Here is a 21029-nt window from a genome sequence, read left to right on the forward strand (position 1 = left end):
CTGGAGCAGAGCCTGCAATGGGCCTGCAATCATAAAGCGCCGTTCAAGGCTTGACGTATCGAGTTGCAGAGCGTTCTTCCCGTTTCCCGCCTTCGGGTCCGATCCTGAAGCCCCTTTCCGAGTTTGCCATGCTCCCGCTGATGCATAAAAAGCGCGGCCTCATCATGGGTGTCGCCAACCAGAATTCGATCGCCTGGGGCATCGCCCGCACCCTGAATGCCCACGGGGCCGAGGTCGCCTTCACCTATCAGGGCGACGCGCTCGGCAAGCGTGTCCGGCCGCTGGCCGAAAGCATCGGATCGAATCTGGTGATCCCCTGCGATGTCGAGGATCTCGCCACGGTCGACTCGACCTTCGCGGCGCTCGACGAAGCCTGGGGCGGCGATCCCGAGCGAAACACGCTTGATTTCATCGTCCACGCCATCGGCTTTTCCGACAAGAACGAGCTCAAGGGGCTCTACGCCGATACCAGCCGCGAGAATTTCTCGCGCACGATGGTGATTTCCTGCTTCTCCTTCACCGAGATCGCCAGGCGTGCCGCCGAGCGCATGCCCAAGGGCGGCAGCATGATCACGCTGACCTATGGCGGCTCGACCCGGATCATGCCGAACTACAACGTCATGGGCGTCGCGAAAGCGGCGCTTGAGGCGAGCGTGCGTTATCTCGCCGGCGATTACGGCCCGCGCGGCATCCGTGTGAACGCCCTGTCGCCCGGCCCGGTGCGGACGCTGGCCGGTGCCGGCATCTCCGACGCACGCGCCATGCTTTCCTGGCAGCGCGCCAATTCGCCGCTGCGCAAATCGGTCTCGCTGGAGGAGATCGGCGGCTCGGCGCTGTATTACCTTTCGGATCTGTCCGGCGGCGTCACCGGCGACATCCATCACGTCGATGCCGGCTATCACATCACCTCGATGCCGGCGCTCGAAGGCCTGCGCGCTGCCGATAGCGGCAACGGCGAATAGACGGAACCTGAGGCCCCGGCTCATTGTTCTCTTTCGATCGAAAGAACGGTCGAAGGAGGGTGTGCAATGGTCATGGTCAGATATGAGGTCGTCGAGCACGATGGCGGCTGGGCCTACAAGGTCGGCGAGGTGCTGTCGGAAACCTTTTCGTCGCACGAGGCGGCGCTGAAGGCCGCCACCAAGGCCGCGGCGCGCCAGACGATCGCCGGCAACACCGACGGCATCGTCTATCAGGACAAGGATGGTCGCTGGCATCAGGAGCTGGCTGACGGCCATGATCGCCCTGCGACCGAGGTCGTCGACGAACCCTAGGGCCGTGACCGGTGTGTCTCGCGTTCAGCGCGCGGTGAAGAAGGTCAGCAGCACCTTGTTCTTCTCGCCGAGCAGGCAGAGAAAGCGGCGTGGCTTGTCCGAGCGGTCGGTCCGCAGATAAGCCTCGCCCATCACGATGCGCGTGACCGGAATATCCTCGATCCTGGATTCCGAAACGGCGACGGTGGTGCCGTCCTCGTCGATATAGATGTCCTTGATCTCCGGATCCTTGGCATGGAGCGTCTGGAGGGCCGCCGCTTTGCAGGTCGCGATTTCCGGCGTCGCCGGTTTCTCGCTCTTAGGTGGAACCTCCTGCGCGAAGGTCGAACCACACAGCAGGGCGGTGGAGATCAGGGCAGGGGCCAGGAGCCGGAACATGACGAGCACTCGGATTGATCGGTGAGTGCTGAACGCTTCAGAGCCCCACTGGTTCAAAGGGCGATGTCATCCCGTGCGCGCTGCGGCGCGAAGTGCCGCTGCGCAGACACGGGACCGCCAACCGGATTAAGCTCAATCTTTCCGCGCCGGAGCCGCGATGACCGCCCGCTCTATGTTGGCGTCATGCGATCAAGGCGCATGCGGCCCGGTACGACATCGACCGCTTGGTCTATGTCGAGGCCTTCGATGATCCCTCGCAGGCGATCGAGCGTGAGAAGGTGCTGAAGAGATGGCGCCGGGCCTGGAAGATCGCTCTGATCGAAAAGGAAAACCCGGCGTGGTCTGACCTCGCCGGGTGAAGCAGGCTCACTAATCGCGCGGTCCCGAATCCGCGCAGCAGCACGACGTGCCGCAGCGCGTGCGGGATGACAGCGCGCTTCCTGAAGGCTTTTACAGCCCCAGCTTCTTCTTGCGCTGGCCGAGCGTGCGCAGGCGCAGTGCGTTGAGCTTGATGAAGCCCGCGGCGTCGCGATGGTCGTAGGCGACCGCGCCTTCCTCGAAGGTCACAAGGTCCTGGTCGTAGAGCGAGTAGTCGCTCGAGCGGCCGATGACGTGGACGCCGCCCTTGTAGAGCTTGAGGCGGACGTCGCCCGTGACGAACTCCTGGCTCTTGTCGATCAGGGCCTGCAGCATCTCGCGCTCCGGCGAGAACCAGAAGCCGTTATAGATCAGCTCGGCGTATTTCGGCATGATCTCGTCCTTGAGATGCGCCGCGCCGCGGTCGAGCGTGATCGATTCGATCGCGCGATGGGCCGCATGCAGGATCGTGCCGCCGGGCGTCTCGTACATGCCACGGCTCTTCATGCCGACGAAGCGGTTCTCGACGAGGTCGAGCCGGCCGATGCCGTTGTCGCGGCCGAGATCGTTGAGCTTGGCGAGCAGCGTGGCCGGCGAGAGCTTAACGCCATCGATCGCGATCGCGTCACCCTTCTCGAAGGAGACCGTGACGACCGTCGGGGTGTCCGGCGCCTCTTCCGGCGAGATCGTGCGCGAATAGACGTAATCGGGCACCTCGACCGCCGGGTCCTCCAGCACGCGGCCTTCCGAGGAGGCGTGCAGCAGGTTGGCGTCGACGGAGAAGGGCGCCTCGCCGCGCTTGTTCTTGGCGATCGGGATCTGGTGCTGCTCGGCGAAGGCGATCAGCTGCTCGCGCGAGCGCAAATCCCATTCGCGCCAGGGCGCGATGACGACGACGTCGGGCTTCAGCGCATAGGCGGTGAGCTCGAAGCGGACCTGGTCGTTGCCCTTGCCGGTGGCGCCATGGGAGACGGCGTCGGCGCCGGTCTTCTCGGCGATCTCGATCAGCTTCTTGGCGATCAGCGGCCGTGCGATCGAGGTGCCTAGCAGGTAGACGCCCTCATAGGCGGCGTTGGCGCGGAACATCGGGAAGACGTAGTCGCGCACGAATTCCTCGCGCAGGTCCTCGATATAGATGTTCTCGGGCTTGATACCGAGCAGCAGCGCCTTGTCGCGGGCAGGGCCGAGTTCCTCGCCCTGGCCGAGATCGGCAGTGAAGGTCACGACCTCGCATCGATAGGTGGTCTGCAGCCATTTGAGGATGATCGAGGTGTCGAGTCCGCCGGAATAGGCGAGAACGACCTTCTTCACGCTGCTGTCAGCCATCTCTGTCAATTTCCTGCTGGCGGCCCCCGGGCCGCGTTTCGGACGCAATGGCGCACTATCGCAGGGTTCGGGGCGAAGCAATCGGAACCTTCTGATCGATCCCGCGTCGTCCTGTGATGGGTCGGCGCTGGCGACGGCGTCGCCCCACCTTCCCATGCGCCCATTCGGGGCGCTTGCGGTCGGGCTCCGGAGGGCGCAGGCTCGACGGTGCGCGACACGAAATGACGACCTGTTCGGAGGCTGAATGCCGAATCGTCCCGTTTTGGACTTCTGGTATGAGTTCGCGTCGCCCTATTCCTGCCTGAGCGCCCTCAGAATCGAGAAACTGGCCGAGGAGGCCGGCGTCGAGCTGCGCTGGCGGCCCTTTCTGCTGGGGCCGATCTTCGCTGCCCAGGGGTGGAATACCTCGCCCTTCGCGATCTATCCAAGCAAGGGACGTTATATGTGGCGCGATACGGCGCGCCGGGCCCGGCGTCAGGGCTTGAGTTTCGTCAAGCCGGAGAATTTTCCCCAGAATTCGCTGACAGCGACACGCTTGGCATTGGCAGGCCGCGACAGCGGCTGGACGCCGGCCTTTTCGCAGTCGCTGTTCCGGGCCCAGTTCTGTGATGGCCGCAATATCGCCGAGGAGGCGGTGCTGGCGGCGGCCCTGAAGGAGGCCGGAAGCGAGCCCAACGCCACGATGCCGCTTGCGCGCAGCGAGGAGGTCAAGGGTCGCCTGCGAGCCGAGATCGAATATGCCAAGTCGATCGGTATCTTCGGCGCGCCCTTCTTCGTTGCCGGCGATGGCGAGCTGTTCTGGGGCGACGACCGCCTGGAGGAAGCGCTCGAATGGGCACAGGACGGGCGTTGACGCCGTGACATGGAACCGCCGGCGGCTGTTGGTGGCGGGCGCGGGTTTGTGCCTGGCGCCCCCCGCGCTGGCGCGCCCGACCTTGCCTGGCGATGCGCCGGGCTATGACGCGCGCGAACTCAGCGCCGTTCCCAATGAGGCCGCCATCGGCCGGCGCTACTGGTCGCCCGGCCTGAACGACGGCTATGTGCCGCAGGGATTGACCGTTTACCGCGACGAAATCCTGATCGCCGCCTATCGCAGCACCGAGCGCGATCAGGACAATGGCCCGGCCCGGCTGTTCCGGCTGTCGCGAGCCGACGGTAGCCTGCTCGGCAGCTTCTCCCTTCCGGCGACCTATGGCCACCCCGGCGGCCTCGCCATGGTGCGGGAGACGTTGTTCGTCGCCAATTCGGGGCGCCTGCTCGCACTGGATTTCAGGGAGTCCTGCCGCAACGGCGAATGCGTGCCCTTGAAGGAGGCGCGGGTCGACAAGGCGATGGGGCCGTCCTTCCTCGCCGCGTCCGGCGACGTCCTGTGGTTCGGCCCCTATCGCCGCGAGGGCGAGCCGAGTCTTCACGCCGTACCGGCCGCCCGTGTTCTGGCCGCCGGCGATGCTGCGATAGGCCTCTCCGATTCACAGGCGAGCCTGCCATTGCCGTTGCTGACGCAGGGCGCGACCTTCGATGGTGAAGGGAAGATTTGGCTCTCGCAAAGCTCCGGCAATCGGCCGGCCTTTCTCTCCCGCCTCGATCCCCGTACAGGCGCGGTCCTTGCGCGCTATCCTGCGCCGGGCGGGATCGAGGATCTCGGCCATGCGCCGGATGGCAAGCTCTGGGCGGTCGGCGAAGCGGGAACGCAGCGCTGGAACCGCTGGAACACCTTCTATCCGCTGGTGTTCGAGATCGATCCGGGCAAGCTCGCGGCCTGATCAGCCGGGCCCGGGCGCCTGCGGCGGACGCGCCCATGGTCCACGCGCGGCCGTCTCCTCCACCATCGTCGGCAGGTCCTGCCGCTCGGCCAGCTTCGGCGGATGCGGCGGCATCGCCGGCATGCGCCCGCCGGCCGTCTCGACCAGCGCCTGCACGCGCTTGGTCACGGAAGGATGCGTCGAGAACAGATCGGCGAAATCGTCCGGATCGTTTTCGAAGCACATATCCATCACGCCGGAGGGAATGCCCTCGATATCGGCCCGGCCGGAGATCTTGAGCAGGGCCGAGATCATCGCATCCGGGTTCTTCGTCAGCTCGACGGCCCCGGCATCGGCCAGGTACTCGCGCGAGCGCGACAGCGACAGCCGGATCACCACGGCAAGGAACCAGGAGATCGCGATCACGGCGACGCCGACGACGATGGCGAGCCCGTTGCCTTTCTTGGAATCGTCGGAGGAGATGCGGATGCTGCGGCGGCCGAAGCCGCGGAACACCATCTCACCGACGAAGGAGACGACGCCGGCGATGACAATCGCGATCACCATGAGGCGCACATCGCCGTTGCGGATATGCGTCAGCTCATGGGCGAGCACTGCCTCGACCTCGGCATCGTTGAGCTGCGCGAGCAGGCCGCTCGTCACGCTGACGGTGAACTGCTTGTCGTTGACGCCGCTGGCGAAGGCGTTGAGCGCATCGCTCTCGACGATGGCGAGCTTGGGAACGGTGAGCCCGCGCGAGATGCAGAGGTTTTCCAGCATCCGGTAGAGCTTGGGGTTGTCCTCGCGTGCCACGCCCTTGGCACCGGTCACCGCGCCGATCATCGCGACGTTCATGCGGAAGCCGACGAAGACCCACAGCATCGTCGCCAGGGTGATGAGGGGGAACCACGAGCGAAAGATGCGGTTCGCCTCGCCGAAGGCGCTGCGGCCATAGGGCACGCCGCCATAGCCGTAGCCGACCAGCAGCAGGCCCCAGACGGTGAGGTAGACGAGCAGGAAGAGCCCGGCGATCAGGAGATTGGACCTGATCCGGTTATTGCGCTGATGGGTATAGAGCCCGAAGGCCTGAGCCATCGCAGCCGCTCCCTGCCGTGGTCCCTGCCTCAGAACTTCACGCTGGGCGCGACCTCGATCTGGGCGCGCGTCTGTTCGCCGACATCGAAGAACTCGCGCTGGGTGAAGCCCATCTGCGGCGCGAAGAGCACGGCCGGGAAGGCCTGGATCGCCGCGTTGAACTCGCTGACCGCATTGTTGAAGAAGCGCCGGGCGGCCGCGAGCTTGTCCTCGACATTGCCGAGATCGACCTGGAGCTGCTGGAAATTGGCGCTCGCCTTGAGATCGGGATAGGCCTCGCCCAGCGCCAGCAGCCGGCCGACCGCGCCCGAGAGCTGCTGCTCGGCGGCAGCCTTGTCGTGGACGCCGCTCGCGCCCTGCGCGGCGTTGCGGGCGGCGATCACCGCGTCGAGCGTCGATTTCTCATGCGTCGCATAGCCCTTCACCGTCTCGACGAGGTTCGGGATCAGGTCGTGCCGCTGCTTGAGCTGGACGTCGATGTCGGCAAAGGCCTGGTTGACGCGCTGCCGCATAGCCACGAGCCCGTTATAGGTCATGATCAGATAGATCACGACGGCCACGATCAGCCCGAGAATGACCCAGCCCATGCGACGCTCCCCCTGTGCCAGCGCTTGAGCGGGGCAGACTGGCATGACGGGCGACCTTGGGGAAGCCGCGCAGAAAACTTGCCCTCGCAACGGCCATGTATTACATCGCCCCTGTCCGAAGGGCCGTGATCGATCATGCGCCGGGGGCGGTCTTCGAGACCTGCTCCCGTTTCGTGTTGGAAGCGCGCTCCTGGGATGCGGATCGAACCGGCGGCCATGGCGCCCCCGTTCCCGATGCTTCGGGGCGGGATACCTCCGAGAGGAGGAGCCGACGGCAGCGATCCGGATCGCAACACCAACCACGGCGCCCATGCCGGACATCCGCGGGATACGCGGCCGGCTTCCAGGAGATTACATGTCAGCTGTTGAAAGCTTCACTTCGGGTCGCGAGGATTTCGCCGCCCTGCTCGAAGAGTCCTTCGCCCGCAACGAGGCGATGGAAGGTACCGTCATCAAGGGCAAGGTCGTCGCCATCGAGAAAGATATGGCGATCATCGACGTCGGCCTGAAGACGGAAGGGCGCGTCGCCCTCAAGGAATTCACCGGCCCCGGCCGCGAGCAGGACATCGTCGTCGGCGATGAGGTCGAGGTCTATCTCGACCGGATCGAGAACGCGCTCGGCGAAGCCGTCATCTCGCGCGACAAGGCTCGCCGCGAAGAGAGCTGGGTCAAGCTCGAGAAGGCCTTCGAGGCCCGCGAGAAGGTCACCGGCATGATCTTCAACACCGTCAAGGGCGGCTACACCGTCGACCTCGACGGCGCCGTGGCCTTCCTGCCGCGCTCCCAGGTCGACATCCGTCCGATCCGCGACGTCGGCCCGCTGATGGGCCAGCCGCAGCCCTTCGAGATCCTCAAGATGGATCGCCGCCGCGGCAACATCGTCGTGTCGCGCCGCACCGTCCTCGAGGAGACCCGCGCAGAGGCTCGTTCCGAGCTCGTCGCCTCGCTCGAAGAAGGTCAGGTCATCGACGGCGTCGTCAAGAACATCACCGAATACGGTGCGTTCGTTGACCTCGGCGGCATCGACGGCCTGCTGCACGTCACCGACATGGCCTGGCGCCGCGTCAACCATCCGTCCGAGGTCGTTACCATCGGTCAGACGGTCAAGGTCAAGATCATCAAGATCAACCAGGACACGCACCGCATCTCGCTCGGCATCAAGCAGCTGCTGGCCGATCCGTGGGATGGCATCGCCGAGCGTTACCCGGTCGGCACCCGCCTCAAGGGTCGCGTGACCAACATCACGGACTACGGCGCGTTCGTCGAAGTGGAGCCGGGCATCGAAGGCCTGATCCACGTCTCCGAGATGTCCTGGACCAAGAAGAACGTCCACCCCGGCAAGATCGTCTCGACCTCCCAGGAAGTCGACGTCGCGATCCTCGAGGTCGATCCGGTCAAGCGCCGCATCTCGCTCGGCCTCAAGCAGACCCTGCGCAATCCGTGGGAGCTCTTCGCGGAGCAGCACCCGGCGGGTTCGACGGTCGAGGGCGAGGTCAAGAACAAGACCGAGTTCGGCCTGTTCCTGGGTCTCGAAGGCGATATCGACGGCATGATCCACCTTTCCGATCTCGACTGGAACCGTCCGGGCGAGCAGGTCATCGAGGAATACAAGAAGGGCGACGTCCTGCAGGCCGTCGTTCTCGATGTGGACGTCGAGAAGGAGCGTATCTCGCTCGGCCTGAAGCAGCTCGGCGGCGATCCCTTCGTGGATGCCGGCGAGTTCAAGAAGGGCCAGATCGTCACCTGCGAGATCGTCGAGGTGAAGGAGTCGGGTCTGGACGTGAAGATCGCCGACACCGACATGATGACCTTCATCAAGCGCGCCGAACTGGCGCGTGACCGTGCCGAGCAGCGCCCCGAGCGCTTCGCGGCCGGCGAGCGCATCGACGCCCGCGTCGTGCTCTTCGACAAGAAGGCCCGCAAGATCCAGGTCTCGATCAAGGCCCTGGAAATGGCTGAGGAGAAGGAGGCTATGGCCCAGTACGGCTCCGCCGACTCCGGTGCCTCGCTCGGCGACATCCTGGGCGCTGCGCTCAAGAAGGCGACGACCGACAAGAAGTGAGGCTTCGGCCGCTTCGGCGGCCGGCCTTCGAATTCAGCCCGCGCGGAGAAATCCGCGCGGGCTTTTGTTTCGATAGACGGATTCGGTGCCGGAACCTCTTTCGTCATCCCGGACGCAGCGAAGCGGAGCTCCGGGATCCATCGTAGAGCGCTTTTGCCCTTCGATGGATCCCGGATCGGCGCGGCTTCTCCGCTTGTCCGGGATGACGGCATGACGGGTCGAACCTGCGTTGCATCCCTGGCCACCAAGGAGCCTGCCATGACACCCGCCGCCATCGGCATCGACTTCGGCACCACCAACAGCGTCGTCGCGCTGGCGGGTGCGGATGGCTCCGTCATGACGCGCTCCTTCGCGACGCGGCAGGGCGCGGTCGATGCCTATCGCTCGGCGTTGATGTTCTGGCGCGAGGGGCGCCCGCCCGAGACGCGCGTCACCCATGTCAGCGGCCCCGACGCGCTCGACATGGCCCTTGGCATGACGACCGAGCACCGCTTCCTCCAGTCGCTCAAGACCCATCTCTCCAGCCGCGCCTTCCAGGAGACGCGCCTGTTCGGCAAGCTGTTCCGGCTGGAGGATTTGATCGGCGTTTTCCTGAATGATCTCGTGGCGGGTCTCGATGGCCATGACATGCTGCCGCTCGTCTCCGGGCGTCCCGTCGTCTTCGCCGGCGAGCGGCCGGACGAGGAGCTGGCGCTCGGCCGCCTGAAGGCGTCCTACGCCGAAGCGGGGATGAAGCAGGTCGACTTCGCCTATGAGCCGCTCGGCGCCGCCTACTGGTATGCCCGCGATCTCGGCCGGCCGCAGACCATGCTGGTCGCCGACTTCGGCGGCGGCACCAGCGACTTCTCGGTGATGCGCTTCGAGCCGGGCGAGCGTGGGCGGCTGGAGGCCATCCCGCTCTCCCATGCCGGCGTCGGCGTCGCCGGCGATACCTTCGACTACCGCATCATCGAGCACGCGGTCTCGCCCGCGCTCGGCAAGGGCGGGGAATACCGCTCCTTCGGCAAGCTCCTGCCGGTGCCCGCGCATTACCACGCCGCCTTCGCGCAGTGGCACAAGCTCTCGCTGATGAAGAGCCGCGAGACCATGGCCGAGCTCAACGCCCTGATCCGGGAGGCCGTCGAGCCCGGCAAGCTCGAGGACCTGCTGACGGTCATCGAATACGATCTCGGCTACGAGCTCTATCGTGCCGTCTCCGCCGCCAAGGTGGCGCTTTCGGAGAGCGAGGCCACGACGCTGAGCTTCAGCCAGATGGGCGTCGTCATCGAGAAGCCGATCCGCCGCGCCGACTTCGAACGCTGGATCGCCGGGGATGTCGGCGCGATCGAGGCCGCGCTCGACCGTGCGCTGGCTGAGGCCGGGCTGGCGGGGGATCGGATCGAGGCGGTGTTCATGACGGGCGGCACCTCCTATGTCCCGGCGGTGCGCAAGCTGTTCGATCGCCGCTTCGGTGCCGACAAGGTGCATATCGGCGACGCCTTCCGCTCGGTCGCCAGCGGGCTCGCCTTGCTCGCGCTCGATCGGGCGCGCGCCTCGGTCGCGGCCTGAAGGCCGCGCTCTCGCCTTGCCCGTCCGGCGTGGTGGGTCTACATCACGGACCCGCAGCCGCCAGGAGTGCCCGATGTCATCCGACGCAGATCTGCTCGCAGATCGCCGCAGCCTGCGGCGCAAGCTGACGCTCTGGCGTGTGCTCGCCGTCCTCGGCGTCATCGTTGCAGCGGTGATCGGCGGCCTTGCCTGGAAGGGCGACAGCCCCGCGAGCCTGTCGAGCGCCCATATCGCGCGCATCACCATCGCCGGCTTCATCTCGGGTGACCGACGCACGCTGGACCTGATCAAGTCGGTCGAGGACAGCAGCGCCGTCTCCGCCGTCGTGCTCAGGGTCGACAGCCCTGGCGGCACTACCTCCGGCTCCGAGGCGCTTCACACGGCGCTGCGCCAGCTCGCCGCGAAGAAGCCGATGGTCGCCGTGGTCGATGGTCTGGCGGCCTCGGGCGGCTACATTGCCGCCATGGGCGCGGATCGCATCGTCGCCCGCCAGACCTCGCTCGTCGGTTCGATCGGCGTGCTGTTCCAGTTCCCCAACGTCTCGCATCTGCTCGATACGGTCGGCGTCAAGGTCGAGTCGATCAAGTCGAGCCCGCTCAAGGCTGCGCCCAGCGGCTTCGAGCCGACTTCGCCGGAGGCGCGCGAGGCGCTTCAGCGCGTCGTCGACGACAATTACGCCTGGTTCAAGCAGATGGTGCGTGACCGCCGCCATCTTGCCGATGGCGAGGTGACGACCGTCTCGGACGGGCGCGTTCATTCCGGCCGTCAGGCGCTTGCGTTGAAGCTCGTCGACCAGATCGGCGGCGAGCCGGATGCGATCGGTTGGCTCGAGCGCGAGAAGGGCATCGCCAAGGATCTCAAGGTGCGCGACTGGCGCCGCCGCAGCGAATCCTCCTCTTTCGGCCTCTGGAGTTTCGCCGAGGCGATGGCGCGTGGCGCGGGGCTGGAAGCCCTCGCCGCGACAATCGCGCGGGCGGCGGATCAGCCGGTCGGCTTGCGGCTTGACGCGCCCTTGGCGCTCTGGCAGCCTGCGGCTGAAAAGTGATGTTGATACAAATGGTTATACTCCGGCGATGATTAAATCCGAACTCGTTCAGCGGATCGCTGATCAGAACACCCACCTTTACCAGCGCGACATCGAGAACATCGTCTCGGCCATCCTGGACGAAGTCGTGAAGGCGCTTGCGCGAGGTGACAGGGTGGAACTGCGCGGTTTCGGCGCTTTCTCGCGCAAGGCGCGCTCCGCCCGGATCGGCCGCAATCCCCGTACGGGCGACGCGGTCGAGGTCGAGGAGAAATTCGTTCCCGTCTTCAAGACGGGCAAGGAACTGCGGCTTCGCCTCAACGGCAAGTCCTGAAACGGCAAGTCCTGAGCCGAAAGCCCGCCGTTCCTCCTGCCGCCACGGAGATTGCGATGAAAGCCTTTCTCAAGGCGTTGGTGCTCGTTCCGGTCGCGCTGCTGATCGTGCTGTTCTCGGTCGCCAACCGGGCTCCGGTGCGGGTCTCGCTCGATCCTTTCAGCCGTGACCTGCCGAGTTTGTCCTACGAGCTGCCGCTCTTCCTCGTGGTCCTGGCGGCGATCTTCATCGGCGTTCTCGTCGGCGGCTTCGCCTCCTGGCTGGCACAGGGCAAGTATCGCAAGGCTGCGCGTCGTGGCCGCCGCGAGGTCGAGGCACTGCGCTCCGAGACACAGGCCCTGCGTTCCGCAGTTCCCGATTCTGCCCTGCCGGCCCTGACCAGCGGACGTCAATGATGCGCCTGTTCGACGTGGCCGAGATCGATGCGGCTCTGAGCTACCCCGGCCTGATCGACATTCTCGACGACGCCTTTCGCAGCGAGGTCATTGCGCCAAAGCGCGGCCAGTACGAGATCGAGCGCCCGGACGAGGCGGCGGCGATCCTGCTGACCATGCCGGCCTGGAGCGGCCCGAACGTCGCCAATCCCTATATCGGCACGAAGATCGTCTCGGTCTTCTTCGGCAATGGCCGGCGTAACCTGCCGGGCGTGATGGGCGCCTATCTGCTGATGGATGGCGAAACCGGCAGGCCACTCGCGGTCATGGACGGCAATCGCCTGACGACCTGGCGTACGGCGGCCGCCTCGGCGCTCGCCTCACGCTACATGTCCAATCCTGAAGCGAGCCGGATGCTGATGGTCGGGGCCGGCGCGCTCGCGCCCTTCATCATCAAGGCGCATCGCTCGGTCCGGCCGCTGACCGAGATCGCGATCTGGGCTCGTCGCCCCGAAGCGGCCGAGGCCGTCGTCGCGGACCTGGCGGCGGATGGTATCGAGGCGCGGGTGACGACCGATCTCGAGGGCGAGGCCCGCACGGCGGATATCATCTCCTGCGCCACCAACGCGACCGAGCCGCTGATCCACGGCCACTGGCTGAAGCGCGAGGCGCATCTCGACCTGATCGGCGGCTTCACCATGCAGATGCGCGAAGCTGACGCCGAGGCGTTGCACCGTGCCCGCGTCATCGTCGATTCAAGCAAGGCGATCGACGAGGGCGGGGATGTCGCCGTCGCGATCGCGGAAGGCAGCTATAGCGCCGACAAGGTGGCTGGAACGCTCGCCGATCTCTGCCATGGCCGAATCGCCGGACCCGTCGAGGGCGGCGGCATCACCCTGTTCAAGTCGGTGGGCGTCGCGCTCGAGGATCTGGCTTCAGCCGTTGCGGTTTGGGAAAACCGCTCCTGACCGGAAAGGCTATCGGGCCGGATCGCGGAAGCCGCTTTTCGGCCCGATACTGAGGTAAAGCTGGCTGGTGCCGCCAGCGTGTCGGCAATGTCCGGAACGCTTTACGCGACGCGCGCGCCGCCGATGGCGCCGAGCAGCCACAGGATCAGAACGACGACGAGCACGAGGCCCAGCACGCCGCCCAAACCGGCGGTTCCATAGCTGCGGTGGCCGTAATATCCGCCGCCACCAAGAAGCAGGATGAGCAGCACGACAATCAGAACGGTGGACATGGCGATCTCCCCAAAGTCAGCGCCCATGCCGGGCGAGGTCTAGCGGGAAACGCCGTCTGGGAACCGCGGGTTCCCTCGCCGCCGGTTTGATCAATCGGCCTTGATGCCGGCTTCCTTGATGAGATCGCCCCATTTCTTCAGCTCGGAGCGCAGGAAGGTGCCGAGCTCGTCCGAGGACCAGCCGCCGGGCTCGGCCGCCAGCGCATCCATCTTCGCCCTGAGCGCGGGATCTGCGACGCCCGCCCGGGTATCGGCCTGGATCTTCGCGACGATCTCGGGCGGCGTCTTGGCCGGCGCAAACAGTGCGAACCACGAGGACACGTCGAAGCCCGGCACCGTATCGGCGATCGGCGGGAATTCCGGCGCGGTCGGCGCACGCTTCGCCGTCGTCACGCCGAGGCCTCGGATCATGCCCGCCTTCGCCTGCGGCAGGGCCGAGGTGATGTTGTCGAAGATCAGGTCGACACGGCCGCCGATCAGGTCCTGGATCGCCTGCGCCGAGCCGCGATAGGGCACATGGACCATCTTGGTGCCGGTGAGCTTCTGGAAGAGTTCGCCTGAGAGATGCAGCGAGGTGCCGACGCCTGACGAGGCGTAGGTCAGCTTGCCGGGATTGGCCTTGGCATAGGCGACGAGCTCGGCGACATCCTTCACCGGCAGCTGGTTGTTCACGACGAGCAGGTTGGGCACGAGCGCGACCATGGTGATCGGCGCGAAATCCTTGATCGGGTCGTAATTGACCTTGGCGTAGAGATACTGGTTCGTCGCGAGGCCAACCGAGACGATCAGCAGCGTCTCGCCATTGGGCTCGGCCTTGGCCACCGCCTCCGTCCCGATATTGCTGCCGGCGCCCGGCCGGTTCTCGACGACGATGCTGGTTCCCCAGGTCTGCCCCAGCTTGTCGGCGATGAGCCGCCCCAGCACGTCGGTGGCGCCGCCCGGCGTGAACGGCACGACTAGCTTGATCAGCCGCCCCTGCGGCCAGGGCTGCTGGCCGAAGCCAGGCGTCGGAGCTGCGAGAAGCGCGCTGGTGCCCGCGAGAAGCGCGCGGCGGTCGATCATGGTGGTCATCGATATCCTCCCTGAGGGGCGCTCTGCGTCGCCTTTGCCAAGGCTGCAATTCGCCGCGGCGCTTGTCCAGTCATCGCGCTTGACCACCATGAGGCACCGCAGCGATTCTGCTGCGATGCGCAGCATCTCGCGAATCGCCACCTTCCTCCTGCCGCTGGCCCTGCTCCCCACGGCCGGCCACGCCCAATCGACGGCGGATCAGGAGGCGAAGACGCGGGCCGCCAACATCGCCGCCTGGCCCGACGCCGCCCGCTCGCTCTTCGGCCAGAAGGCGGCGCCTGCCAGCATGCAGGCACGCGCCATCGGCTCCTATGCCCGCGGTTGCCTCGCCGGGGCCGAGGCGCTGCCGGTCGACGGGCCGAGCTGGCAGGTGATGCGGCTCAACCGCAACCGCAACTGGGGCCATCCGGCGCTGATCGATTATCTCGAGAAGCTCGCCCGCGACGTCCCGCGCATCAACGGCTGGCCGGGGCTGCTCGTCGGCGACATGTCGCAGCCGCGTGGCGGGCCGATGCTGACCGGCCATGCGTCCCACCAGATCGGGCTCGACGCCGACGTCTGGCTGACGCCGATGCCGAAGGGCCGGCTCGACCACGAGCAGCGCGAGAACATGTCGGCGGTCAACATGGCCCGCGCCGACTGGCGCGATGTCGATCCGCGCAACTGGACGCCGGCCCATACCCGCCTGATCAGGGCGGTCGCGGCCGAACCGCGCGTCGAGCGCATCTTCGTCAACCCTGCGCTGAAGGTGGCGCTCTGCCGCGAGGCGGGGGCCGACAAGAGCTGGCTCGACAAGGTCAGGCCGATCTGGGGCCACAACTATCACTTCCACATCCGTTTGGCCTGCCCGGCCGGCATGGCGAGCTGCCAGGGCCAGGAGCCGCCGAATTTCGGCGATGGCTGCGGGACGGAGCTGAGCGGCTGGGTCGAGCGCCAGCATCAGGCGATCTTCAACCCACCCAAGCCGAAGCCGGGTCCGAAGCCGAAGCCCAAGCCGCCCATGTCAGTCGATGCCCTGCCGCCGGAATGCCGGCAGGTGCTCGTCTCCCCCTGACGATGCGCCCTGCCGTCATGCTCGGGCTTGACCCGAGCATCTCCTGAGGAAGAAGGCTCTGAAGCTCTTCCGGCCTGAGATTCCCGGGTCAAGCCCGAGAATGACGCCCTTTACCGCCGCGGCGGGACCCGTGCCGAGCTGTAGGCGAAGGGGTCGCGCTGCGGGCTGATCGGCAGCGCCTCCTCGGAGCCCTGCTGATCGACGACGCCCGATCCGCCGCCGTCGCCGAACACGGTCTCCTCCTCCGAGGGCTCGACCGCCCCGGGCAGGGCGAGAGGCCCGCGCGTCTCGCTCGGCAGAGGCTGCGGCTGGAATCCGGGGCGCCCTTGCCGCTGGCGCGCGTCATATTGCTCCAGGAAGCGCTGTTGCGCATCGAGGCTGTTGTCCTGGCCCCGCCCGTTGCTCGCGACCGGATAGCCTCCCTGCACGGCACCGGGCGGACGCAGTCCGTCGCTCGGCTGGCGCAGCAGCGGCCCGCCGGCATAGGCGTTGGCGGCCGGCTCGCCGCGGCGTGGAGACATGGGCCCTGGTGCGTTCTGCGCCGAGGAGTAGGGCCGGGCCGGGTCCGGCGGCGGCAGGTTGTAGTTCGGCGTGTATTTGATGATCGGCTTGCAGATATGCCGCCCCTTCGAATGGCGGGCGAGGTCGATATGGAGGTGGTCGTAATGCATCGGATCGGCGCCGGGGCCGAGCACCGTGCCGAAATAGGTGCAGGCGCCGACGAAGATCTCGCGCAGGAAGTTCTGCTCTTCGGGCGAGCCGCGCCAGCCGTCCTTGACCGTGACGACGCGGTTGTCGTTCAGCCGGAAGGAGAACACGTCGACGGCGTTGCCATAGGCATGCTCCGAGGTGCGCGTCGTATAGGTGCCGTTGTTCATGGCGCGGCAGGAATAGGAGCCGGACCGGATCTCGATCACCTGTGCGCCGAGGATGTTCATCGCTGCAGGCTGTACGACCTCGGCGAACCACTGGTCCGTCGTCGCGACGACCGGGCAGGCGAGCAGGGCCGGGCTCGTCAGGCTGACGCTGCCGTTCTGCAGGGCCGTGACCTTCAGCGGCTGCTGCATGCCGCAGATTCCGGGGCCGTCGATCGGCTTGCCGCGCAGGCTGACATAGCTCGATATCTGCACCTGGCCGGAGGCGAGGCAGGTCGCTTCCGCCTGGTCGCGCCACGGCGCGCGCTGGGCTTTCTGGAATTTGCCGCAGCCGGCCAGCCCGGCGGCGCCGGCGAGGCCAAGTGCGATGAGGGCGAGTTTCACGCGTCGCATGACCATTCAAATGCGAAGCGTTTGGTGAATGGTTTCTCAACCGACTGCGCCCCGGCCGCCACAGCCGCATTAACTTTGCCGAGGTGGTGAACCGGGTCTTAATCCCGCTCGGATCGGCCTTAACCAGCTGCTGAAGCCGGGACGGTGAAGAGGTTGGAAGTCACTGTGAAGATCACACGGCGAAGCCCTGCGGGAAACATGGCGCTGCCATGGCGAAGGCAGGTGGAGGCGGGGTCCGCGACCATTCGGTCGCAGAATTATCCCCAAGTCTAATCAATGCTTTAAGTAAGTTTTAAGGATGATGTAGCCTTCGCCGTGGCGCTGCCATGGTGCCGCCCCCTTGCGGCCTCCGTCAGTTCTGGTAGCTTCCGCGACAGGTCAATGACAGGAGGAGGGTGTGATGAGTGTCACGCTACGTCTCGACCGATGGATCATGGGTGCGGCCTTCGTGTTCATGATGGCGATCGTTCTGGGAGCGTTCTGACGAGGTCAGTCTCGAAGTCGCTAGGACCACAAGAGCCATGAGAAGCAACGCCGCCGGGAAATCCCGGCGGCGTTTTTGTTTGATACAGCTAGGCGCCCGCCGCGTTTCAGCTTTCGGGGCAGGGAGTTTCGGTGATCTGCCAGGACATCATGTTCACCACCCGTCCGCAGGTCGCCAGCCGGCGGCCCTGGCTCGTCCGGATGCAGGAATTCGATCCCTCTGCGATCTTGCGCCCGTCGTTCCAGCAGAAGCAGAGCGGCTCCGGTGCCTGGGCGAGGCGCGGCGGATCCAGCGCGACGGCAGGCTCCCCGGCTGCGGCCGCTTCCGTGACGAGCAGCAGGACGGCGAGGGCGAGCAGCCAGCTCAATACCCTGTGACGGTGAGGCCTCGGTCCGGATCCGATCATGGCTCTCTCCTGCCCCTGCGCATGGCGAGACGGCCTCGGGAGTTTACCACGCGGTCCCGATCACGACGAATAATTATGCACTGATTTGAAATAGTAAGAGATTTCAGAATGTTAGCCGGGGAGAGGCTTGCGTGCGCGGCGATCGCTCTCCATATTGGCCGGAAGAGAGCCCGTGGGGGGCTCCGGGAGGAACAATGTCACTGATTTCGCTTGCCCGTCGTGGACGTGCCGTCGCCCTGGTCACCGGGGCCCTGTTGCTCGTGCCGCTCGTTGCCGAGGCCCGTCCGGGCGGCGGCCGCAGCTCGGGCAGCCGCGGCAGTTTCACCAATAGCGCGCCGCCCTCGACCAGCACGACGCCGGGTGGCGCCCAGACTTTCCAGCGCTCCGCGCCGTCCTCGCCGGCTTCGCCGTCTATGGCTGGCCCCTCGGCTGCCGGCGCGGCTGCCGCGCAGGCGGCTCGCCCGTCCTTCGCCCGCAACATGATGATGGGCATCGGCGCCGGCCTGCTCGGCGCGGGCCTGTTCGGCATGCTGTCCGGCTCGGGCTTCTTCGGTGGCCTGGCCTCGCTCGCCGGCATGTTCGGCTTCCTGCTGCAGCTCGCGCTGATCGCAGGCATCGTGATGCTCGCCATTCGCTTCTTCCGCCGCCGCTCCGAGCCGCAGCTCGCCGGTGCCGGTGCGCCCTATGCCCGTCAGGGCTATGACGCGCCGCAGCCCCAGCCGGCCGCAGCCCGTATGGGTGGCTTCGGAGGTGGCGGTGCCGCGGCTGCTGCAACGCAGCCCCAGCCGATCGAGCTCGCCGGCGAGGACTTCAACAGCTTCGAGCGCCTGCTCGGCGAGATCAATACCGCTTACTCGAACGAGGACGAGGCCGGCCTGCGCCAGCGCACGACCACCGAGATGTTCGGCTATTTCGACGAGGACCTGACGGAGAACGTCCGCCGCGGCGTCGTCGACCGGGTCACCGACGTCAAGCTGCTGCAGGGCGACCTGTCGCAGGCCTGGCGGGAGGGCGACAGCGACTACGCCACCGTTGCGATGCGCTTCAGCCTGATCAACGCGCTCTACGATCGCAAGAGCGGCAAGATCGTCGAGGGCAACGCGACGCAGACCCAGGAGGTCACGGAATACTGGACCTTCCTGCGCGAGCGTGGCGCCGCCTGGAAGCTCTCGGGCATCCAGCAGGCGGCCTGAGCGGCATCAGAATGATACGATCCAGAACGGCCGGGGCGACCCGGCCGTTTTGCTTTGTCCGGGTTTCGGGTGTTGCGCTGGCGGAAGCCGGCCTATTGCGATACTGGCCAAGTAACAGCTGCAGTGGTCGCAGAACGGTTTCGGAGCCCGCCTTCCATGAGTGACATGCGTCTCGTCGTCGTCGGTGCCGCCGGGCGGATGGGCCGGATGCTGATCCGCGCGATCGACCAGGCCGAGGGCTGCCGGCTTGCGGCTGCCGTCGAGCGGCCGGGTTCGGCCGTCATCGGCGAGGATGCCGGGGTGCTCGCCGGCCTGCCGTCGCGCGGCTTGAAGGTGACGGGGGATGCTGCAGCCGCCTTCGCCAACGCCGATGGCGTTCTCGACTTCACCGCCCCGGCGGCGACGGTCGCCTTCGCCGATCTCGCGGCGGAAGCCGGCATCCTGCATGTCGTTGGCACGACCGGGCTGGAGCCGTCCCATCTGGCGAGGCTGGCCGAGGCCGCTCAACGCACGCCGATCGTCCGTTCCGGCAATATGAGCCTCGGCGTCAATCTGCTGGCGGCACTGGTGCGCAAGGTCGCCGCGACGCTGGGCACCGATTGGGACATCGAGATCGCCGAGATGCACCACCGCATGAAAGTCGATGCGCCCTCGGGCACTGCGGTCCTGCTCGGCGAGGCGGCGGCCGAGGGCCGCGCGATCGATTTGGCTGAGCACCGCGTCGCCGGCCGCGACGGCATCACCGGCGCACGCGAATCCGGCACGATCGGTTTTGCCGCCCTGCGCGGCGGTACCGTGGTCGGAGACCACAAGGTGATCTTCGCCGGCGCCGGCGAGCGGCTGGAATTGGCCCATGTCGCCGAGGATCGCAGCCTCTTCGCGCAGGGCGCGGTCAAGGCCGCGCTCTGGGGCAAAGGGCGGGCGCCCGGCCTCTATTCCATGGCCGATGTTCTCGGCCTCGACACGCTCTGACGATGACCCGTGTCGCCGTCGCACCGGGCGTGTTTCACTGGCCCGGCCGGCTCGCGCCGGTGGAGCAGGCTGCGTTGCTGGCGGAGCTGCGCGCGGTCTCGCGCAAGGCGCCGTTCTTCCAGCCGCGCATGCCGAAGACGGGCAAGCCCTTCTCCGTCCGCATGACCAATTGCGGCACGCTCGGCTGGGTCTCCGACGAGCGAGGCTATCGCTACCAGCCGCTGCATCCCGAAACCGGCGAGCCCTGGCCGCTGATGCCCGCGCCGCTGCTCGATCTTTGGAACGAGCTCTCCGGCTATCCGCATCCGCCCGAGGCCTGCCTCGTCAATTTCTATGCGGGCGGCGCGAAGATGGGGCTGCATCAGGACCGTGACGAGCAGGAGTTCGATGCGCCCGTGTTGTCGGTCTCGCTCGGCGACGCCGCGATCTTCCGCATCGGCGGCACCGCGCGGGGCGGCAAGACGGCCTCGCTCAAGCTCGCTTCCGGCGATGTGCTGCTCTTCGGCGGCGAGGCGCGCCTGGCTTATCACGGCATCGACCGCATCCTCGCCGGCTCCTCGACGCTGTTGCCTGAGGGCGGGCGGATCAATCTGACGCTCAGGCGCGTGACGAAGCCGTAGGGCTATAGTTTTCCGGGCAGGCTCGGGAACGACCATCCCCACAGCAGGGAGCCGGCTCGTAGCCCGAAAGTCGTTGCCACGCCGCCGAGCATGATGATGGCCGTCGGAAGGCCAAGCCCGACCAGCACAGCGGTCACTGCCGCCCCCGCCGTCGCCGCGGTGACGTAGAAGTCGCCGCCCCACAGCACCATCGGCCGGTCGCCGGCCAGGATATCGCGCAGGATGCCGCCGAAACTTGCGGTCATGGCTCCGAGTGCCACGGCGGAAAGGACGGGTGCGCCGGCTGAAAGGCCCTTGAACGTGCCGATGACCGCGAAGAGCGAGAGCCCGGCCGCGTCCGCCCAGATCAAGACCTTGCGGCCGCCCCAGCCTTCCAGCAGGCCTGGCCGGAAGTAAGCCGTGGTCCAGGCGCAAAGCGCGACCACGACGCAAACCGCGACATCGATGGGGTCGCTCACCCAGAACGCGCTGTTTCCGAGCAGGACATCCCGCAAGGTGCCGCCGCCGACCCCGGTGACCGTCGCAAGCAGGATGAAGCCGAACGGATCCATCCCTTTGCGGCCAGCGACGATCGCACCGGTCAGAGCGAAGATTGCGACGCCGGCGGCCTCGAACACGGC

The 21029-nt window shown here is 66.6% G+C and carries 24 protein-coding genes; 15 read left to right on the forward strand and 9 right to left on the reverse strand.

Going from position 1 to position 21029, the window contains the following annotated elements:
• The first annotated feature begins 128 nt into the window (after positions 1-128).
• The gene (gene fabI / locus AC2FAN_RS10770; protein ID WP_485173876.1) at positions 129-962 is read left to right on the forward strand and encodes an enoyl-ACP reductase FabI; all 834 of its coding nucleotides are present in this window, start codon (positions 129-131) and stop codon (positions 960-962) included.
• 66 nt (positions 963-1028) lie between these two features.
• The gene (locus AC2FAN_RS10775; protein WP_265051918.1) at positions 1029-1274 is read left to right on the forward strand and encodes a DUF2188 domain-containing protein; all 246 of its coding nucleotides are present in this window, start codon (positions 1029-1031) and stop codon (positions 1272-1274) included.
• Positions 1275-1298: 24 nt separating this feature from the next.
• Here the strand turns inward: AC2FAN_RS10775 and AC2FAN_RS10780 are convergent, their stop codons facing one another.
• A complete protein-coding gene (locus tag AC2FAN_RS10780) occupies positions 1299-1652 on the reverse strand; it encodes a hypothetical protein (protein WP_485173878.1) in 354 nt (117 codons plus the stop codon).
• 188 nt (positions 1653-1840) lie between these two features.
• Here AC2FAN_RS10780 and AC2FAN_RS10785 point away from each other — a divergent pair, with 188 nt between their 5' ends.
• A complete protein-coding gene (locus tag AC2FAN_RS10785) occupies positions 1841-2011 on the forward strand; it encodes a GIY-YIG nuclease family protein (protein ID WP_485174561.1) in 171 nt (56 codons plus the stop codon).
• 91 nt (positions 2012-2102) lie between these two features.
• Here the strand turns inward: AC2FAN_RS10785 and AC2FAN_RS10790 are convergent, their stop codons facing one another.
• Entirely contained in the window at positions 2103-3335 is a 1233-nt protein-coding gene (locus AC2FAN_RS10790) for an argininosuccinate synthase (RefSeq protein ID WP_485173880.1), read from the reverse strand.
• A 244-nt stretch (positions 3336-3579) separates the two neighbouring features.
• On the opposite strand from AC2FAN_RS10790, the gene AC2FAN_RS10795 reads away from it, so the two are divergent.
• Together AC2FAN_RS10795 and AC2FAN_RS10800 are read left to right on the forward strand one after the other, a co-directional pair.
• Positions 3580-4188, forward strand: a complete 609-nt coding sequence (locus tag AC2FAN_RS10795) for a DsbA family protein (RefSeq protein WP_485173882.1) — start codon at positions 3580-3582, stop codon at positions 4186-4188.
• Between the two features lie 4 nt (positions 4189-4192).
• Positions 4193-5098, forward strand: coding sequence for an NHL repeat-containing protein (locus AC2FAN_RS10800; RefSeq protein ID WP_485173883.1), 906 nt, complete (start codon positions 4193-4195; stop codon positions 5096-5098).
• Here AC2FAN_RS10800 and AC2FAN_RS10805 read toward each other — a convergent pair whose 3' ends face one another.
• Positions 5099-6172, reverse strand: coding sequence for a M48 family metallopeptidase (locus AC2FAN_RS10805; protein ID WP_485173885.1), 1074 nt, complete (start codon positions 6170-6172; stop codon positions 5099-5101). It lies immediately after the preceding gene.
• A 29-nt stretch (positions 6173-6201) separates the two neighbouring features.
• The gene (locus AC2FAN_RS10810; RefSeq protein ID WP_265051924.1) at positions 6202-6759 is read right to left on the reverse strand and encodes a LemA family protein; all 558 of its coding nucleotides are present in this window, start codon (positions 6757-6759) and stop codon (positions 6202-6204) included.
• 355 nt (positions 6760-7114) lie between these two features.
• Between AC2FAN_RS10810 and rpsA the strand changes: the two genes are divergently transcribed.
• From rpsA to lhpI, 6 genes are all read left to right on the forward strand, one after another.
• A complete protein-coding gene (gene rpsA / locus AC2FAN_RS10815) occupies positions 7115-8821 on the forward strand; it encodes a 30S ribosomal protein S1 (RefSeq protein ID WP_265051925.1) in 1707 nt (568 codons plus the stop codon).
• Between the two features lie 258 nt (positions 8822-9079).
• Positions 9080-10369 (forward strand): Hsp70 family protein, encoded by a 1290-nt coding sequence (locus AC2FAN_RS10820; protein WP_485173888.1) that lies wholly within the window; start codon positions 9080-9082, stop codon positions 10367-10369.
• 73 nt (positions 10370-10442) lie between these two features.
• On the forward strand, positions 10443-11414 hold the full coding sequence (gene sppA, locus AC2FAN_RS10825) for a signal peptide peptidase SppA (protein ID WP_485173890.1): 972 nt from the start codon (positions 10443-10445) through the stop codon (positions 11412-11414).
• 28 nt (positions 11415-11442) lie between these two features.
• Positions 11443-11727, forward strand: coding sequence for an integration host factor subunit beta (gene ihfB, locus AC2FAN_RS10830; RefSeq protein WP_265051928.1), 285 nt, complete (start codon positions 11443-11445; stop codon positions 11725-11727).
• Between the two features lie 56 nt (positions 11728-11783).
• Positions 11784-12122, forward strand: a complete 339-nt coding sequence (locus AC2FAN_RS10835; RefSeq protein WP_265051929.1) for a LapA family protein — start codon at positions 11784-11786, stop codon at positions 12120-12122.
• Entirely contained in the window at positions 12122-13069 is a 948-nt protein-coding gene (lhpI, locus tag AC2FAN_RS10840) for a bifunctional Delta(1)-pyrroline-2-carboxylate/Delta(1)-piperideine-2-carboxylate reductase (RefSeq protein WP_265051930.1), read from the forward strand. The genes AC2FAN_RS10835 and lhpI overlap by 1 nt, the downstream gene beginning before the upstream one ends.
• Positions 13070-13170: 101 nt before the next feature.
• Here lhpI and AC2FAN_RS10845 read toward each other — a convergent pair whose 3' ends face one another.
• Both AC2FAN_RS10845 and AC2FAN_RS10850 read right to left on the reverse strand, forming a co-directional pair.
• Positions 13171-13341 (reverse strand): DUF3309 family protein, encoded by a 171-nt coding sequence (locus tag AC2FAN_RS10845; protein ID WP_442864899.1) that lies wholly within the window; start codon positions 13339-13341, stop codon positions 13171-13173.
• Positions 13342-13431: 90 nt separating this feature from the next.
• Complete coding sequence (locus tag AC2FAN_RS10850) at positions 13432-14412, reverse strand: Bug family tripartite tricarboxylate transporter substrate binding protein (protein WP_265051931.1); 981 nt, start codon at positions 14410-14412, stop codon at positions 13432-13434.
• A 115-nt stretch (positions 14413-14527) separates the two neighbouring features.
• Here AC2FAN_RS10850 and mepA point away from each other — a divergent pair, with 115 nt between their 5' ends.
• Entirely contained in the window at positions 14528-15466 is a 939-nt protein-coding gene (gene mepA / locus AC2FAN_RS10855) for a penicillin-insensitive murein endopeptidase (protein WP_265051932.1), read from the forward strand.
• Positions 15467-15576: 110 nt separating this feature from the next.
• On the opposite strand, the gene AC2FAN_RS10860 is transcribed toward mepA, so the two are convergent.
• Together AC2FAN_RS10860 and AC2FAN_RS10865 are read right to left on the reverse strand one after the other, a co-directional pair.
• On the reverse strand, positions 15577-16725 hold the full coding sequence (locus tag AC2FAN_RS10860; RefSeq protein WP_485173893.1) for an extensin-like domain-containing protein: 1149 nt from the start codon (positions 16723-16725) through the stop codon (positions 15577-15579).
• A 599-nt stretch (positions 16726-17324) separates the two neighbouring features.
• Positions 17325-17624 carry a hypothetical protein gene (locus AC2FAN_RS10865; protein WP_485173895.1) on the reverse strand — a complete coding sequence of 100 codons (300 nt, stop codon included), beginning with the start codon at positions 17622-17624 and terminating at the stop codon, positions 17325-17327.
• A gap of 194 nt (positions 17625-17818) precedes the next feature.
• Here AC2FAN_RS10865 and AC2FAN_RS10870 point away from each other — a divergent pair, with 194 nt between their 5' ends.
• The 3 genes from AC2FAN_RS10870 to AC2FAN_RS10880 all read left to right on the forward strand — a co-directional run bounded on the left by AC2FAN_RS10870 (position 17819) and on the right by AC2FAN_RS10880 (position 20409).
• Positions 17819-18817, forward strand: a complete 999-nt coding sequence (locus AC2FAN_RS10870) for a Tim44 domain-containing protein (RefSeq protein ID WP_265051935.1) — start codon at positions 17819-17821, stop codon at positions 18815-18817.
• A gap of 165 nt (positions 18818-18982) precedes the next feature.
• Positions 18983-19789, forward strand: coding sequence for a 4-hydroxy-tetrahydrodipicolinate reductase (dapB, locus tag AC2FAN_RS10875; protein WP_485174562.1), 807 nt, complete (start codon positions 18983-18985; stop codon positions 19787-19789).
• A 2-nt stretch (positions 19790-19791) separates the two neighbouring features.
• The gene (locus AC2FAN_RS10880; protein WP_485173897.1) at positions 19792-20409 is read left to right on the forward strand and encodes an alpha-ketoglutarate-dependent dioxygenase AlkB family protein; all 618 of its coding nucleotides are present in this window, start codon (positions 19792-19794) and stop codon (positions 20407-20409) included.
• Positions 20410-20411: 2 nt separating this feature from the next.
• On the opposite strand, the gene AC2FAN_RS10885 is transcribed toward AC2FAN_RS10880, so the two are convergent.
• Positions 20412-21026, reverse strand: coding sequence for a trimeric intracellular cation channel family protein (locus AC2FAN_RS10885; RefSeq protein ID WP_265051937.1), 615 nt, complete (start codon positions 21024-21026; stop codon positions 20412-20414).
• Between the last annotated feature and the right edge of the window lie 3 nt (positions 21027-21029).

It is taken from the genome of Allobosea sp. RIT-PG3_2 (assembly GCF_057321085.1).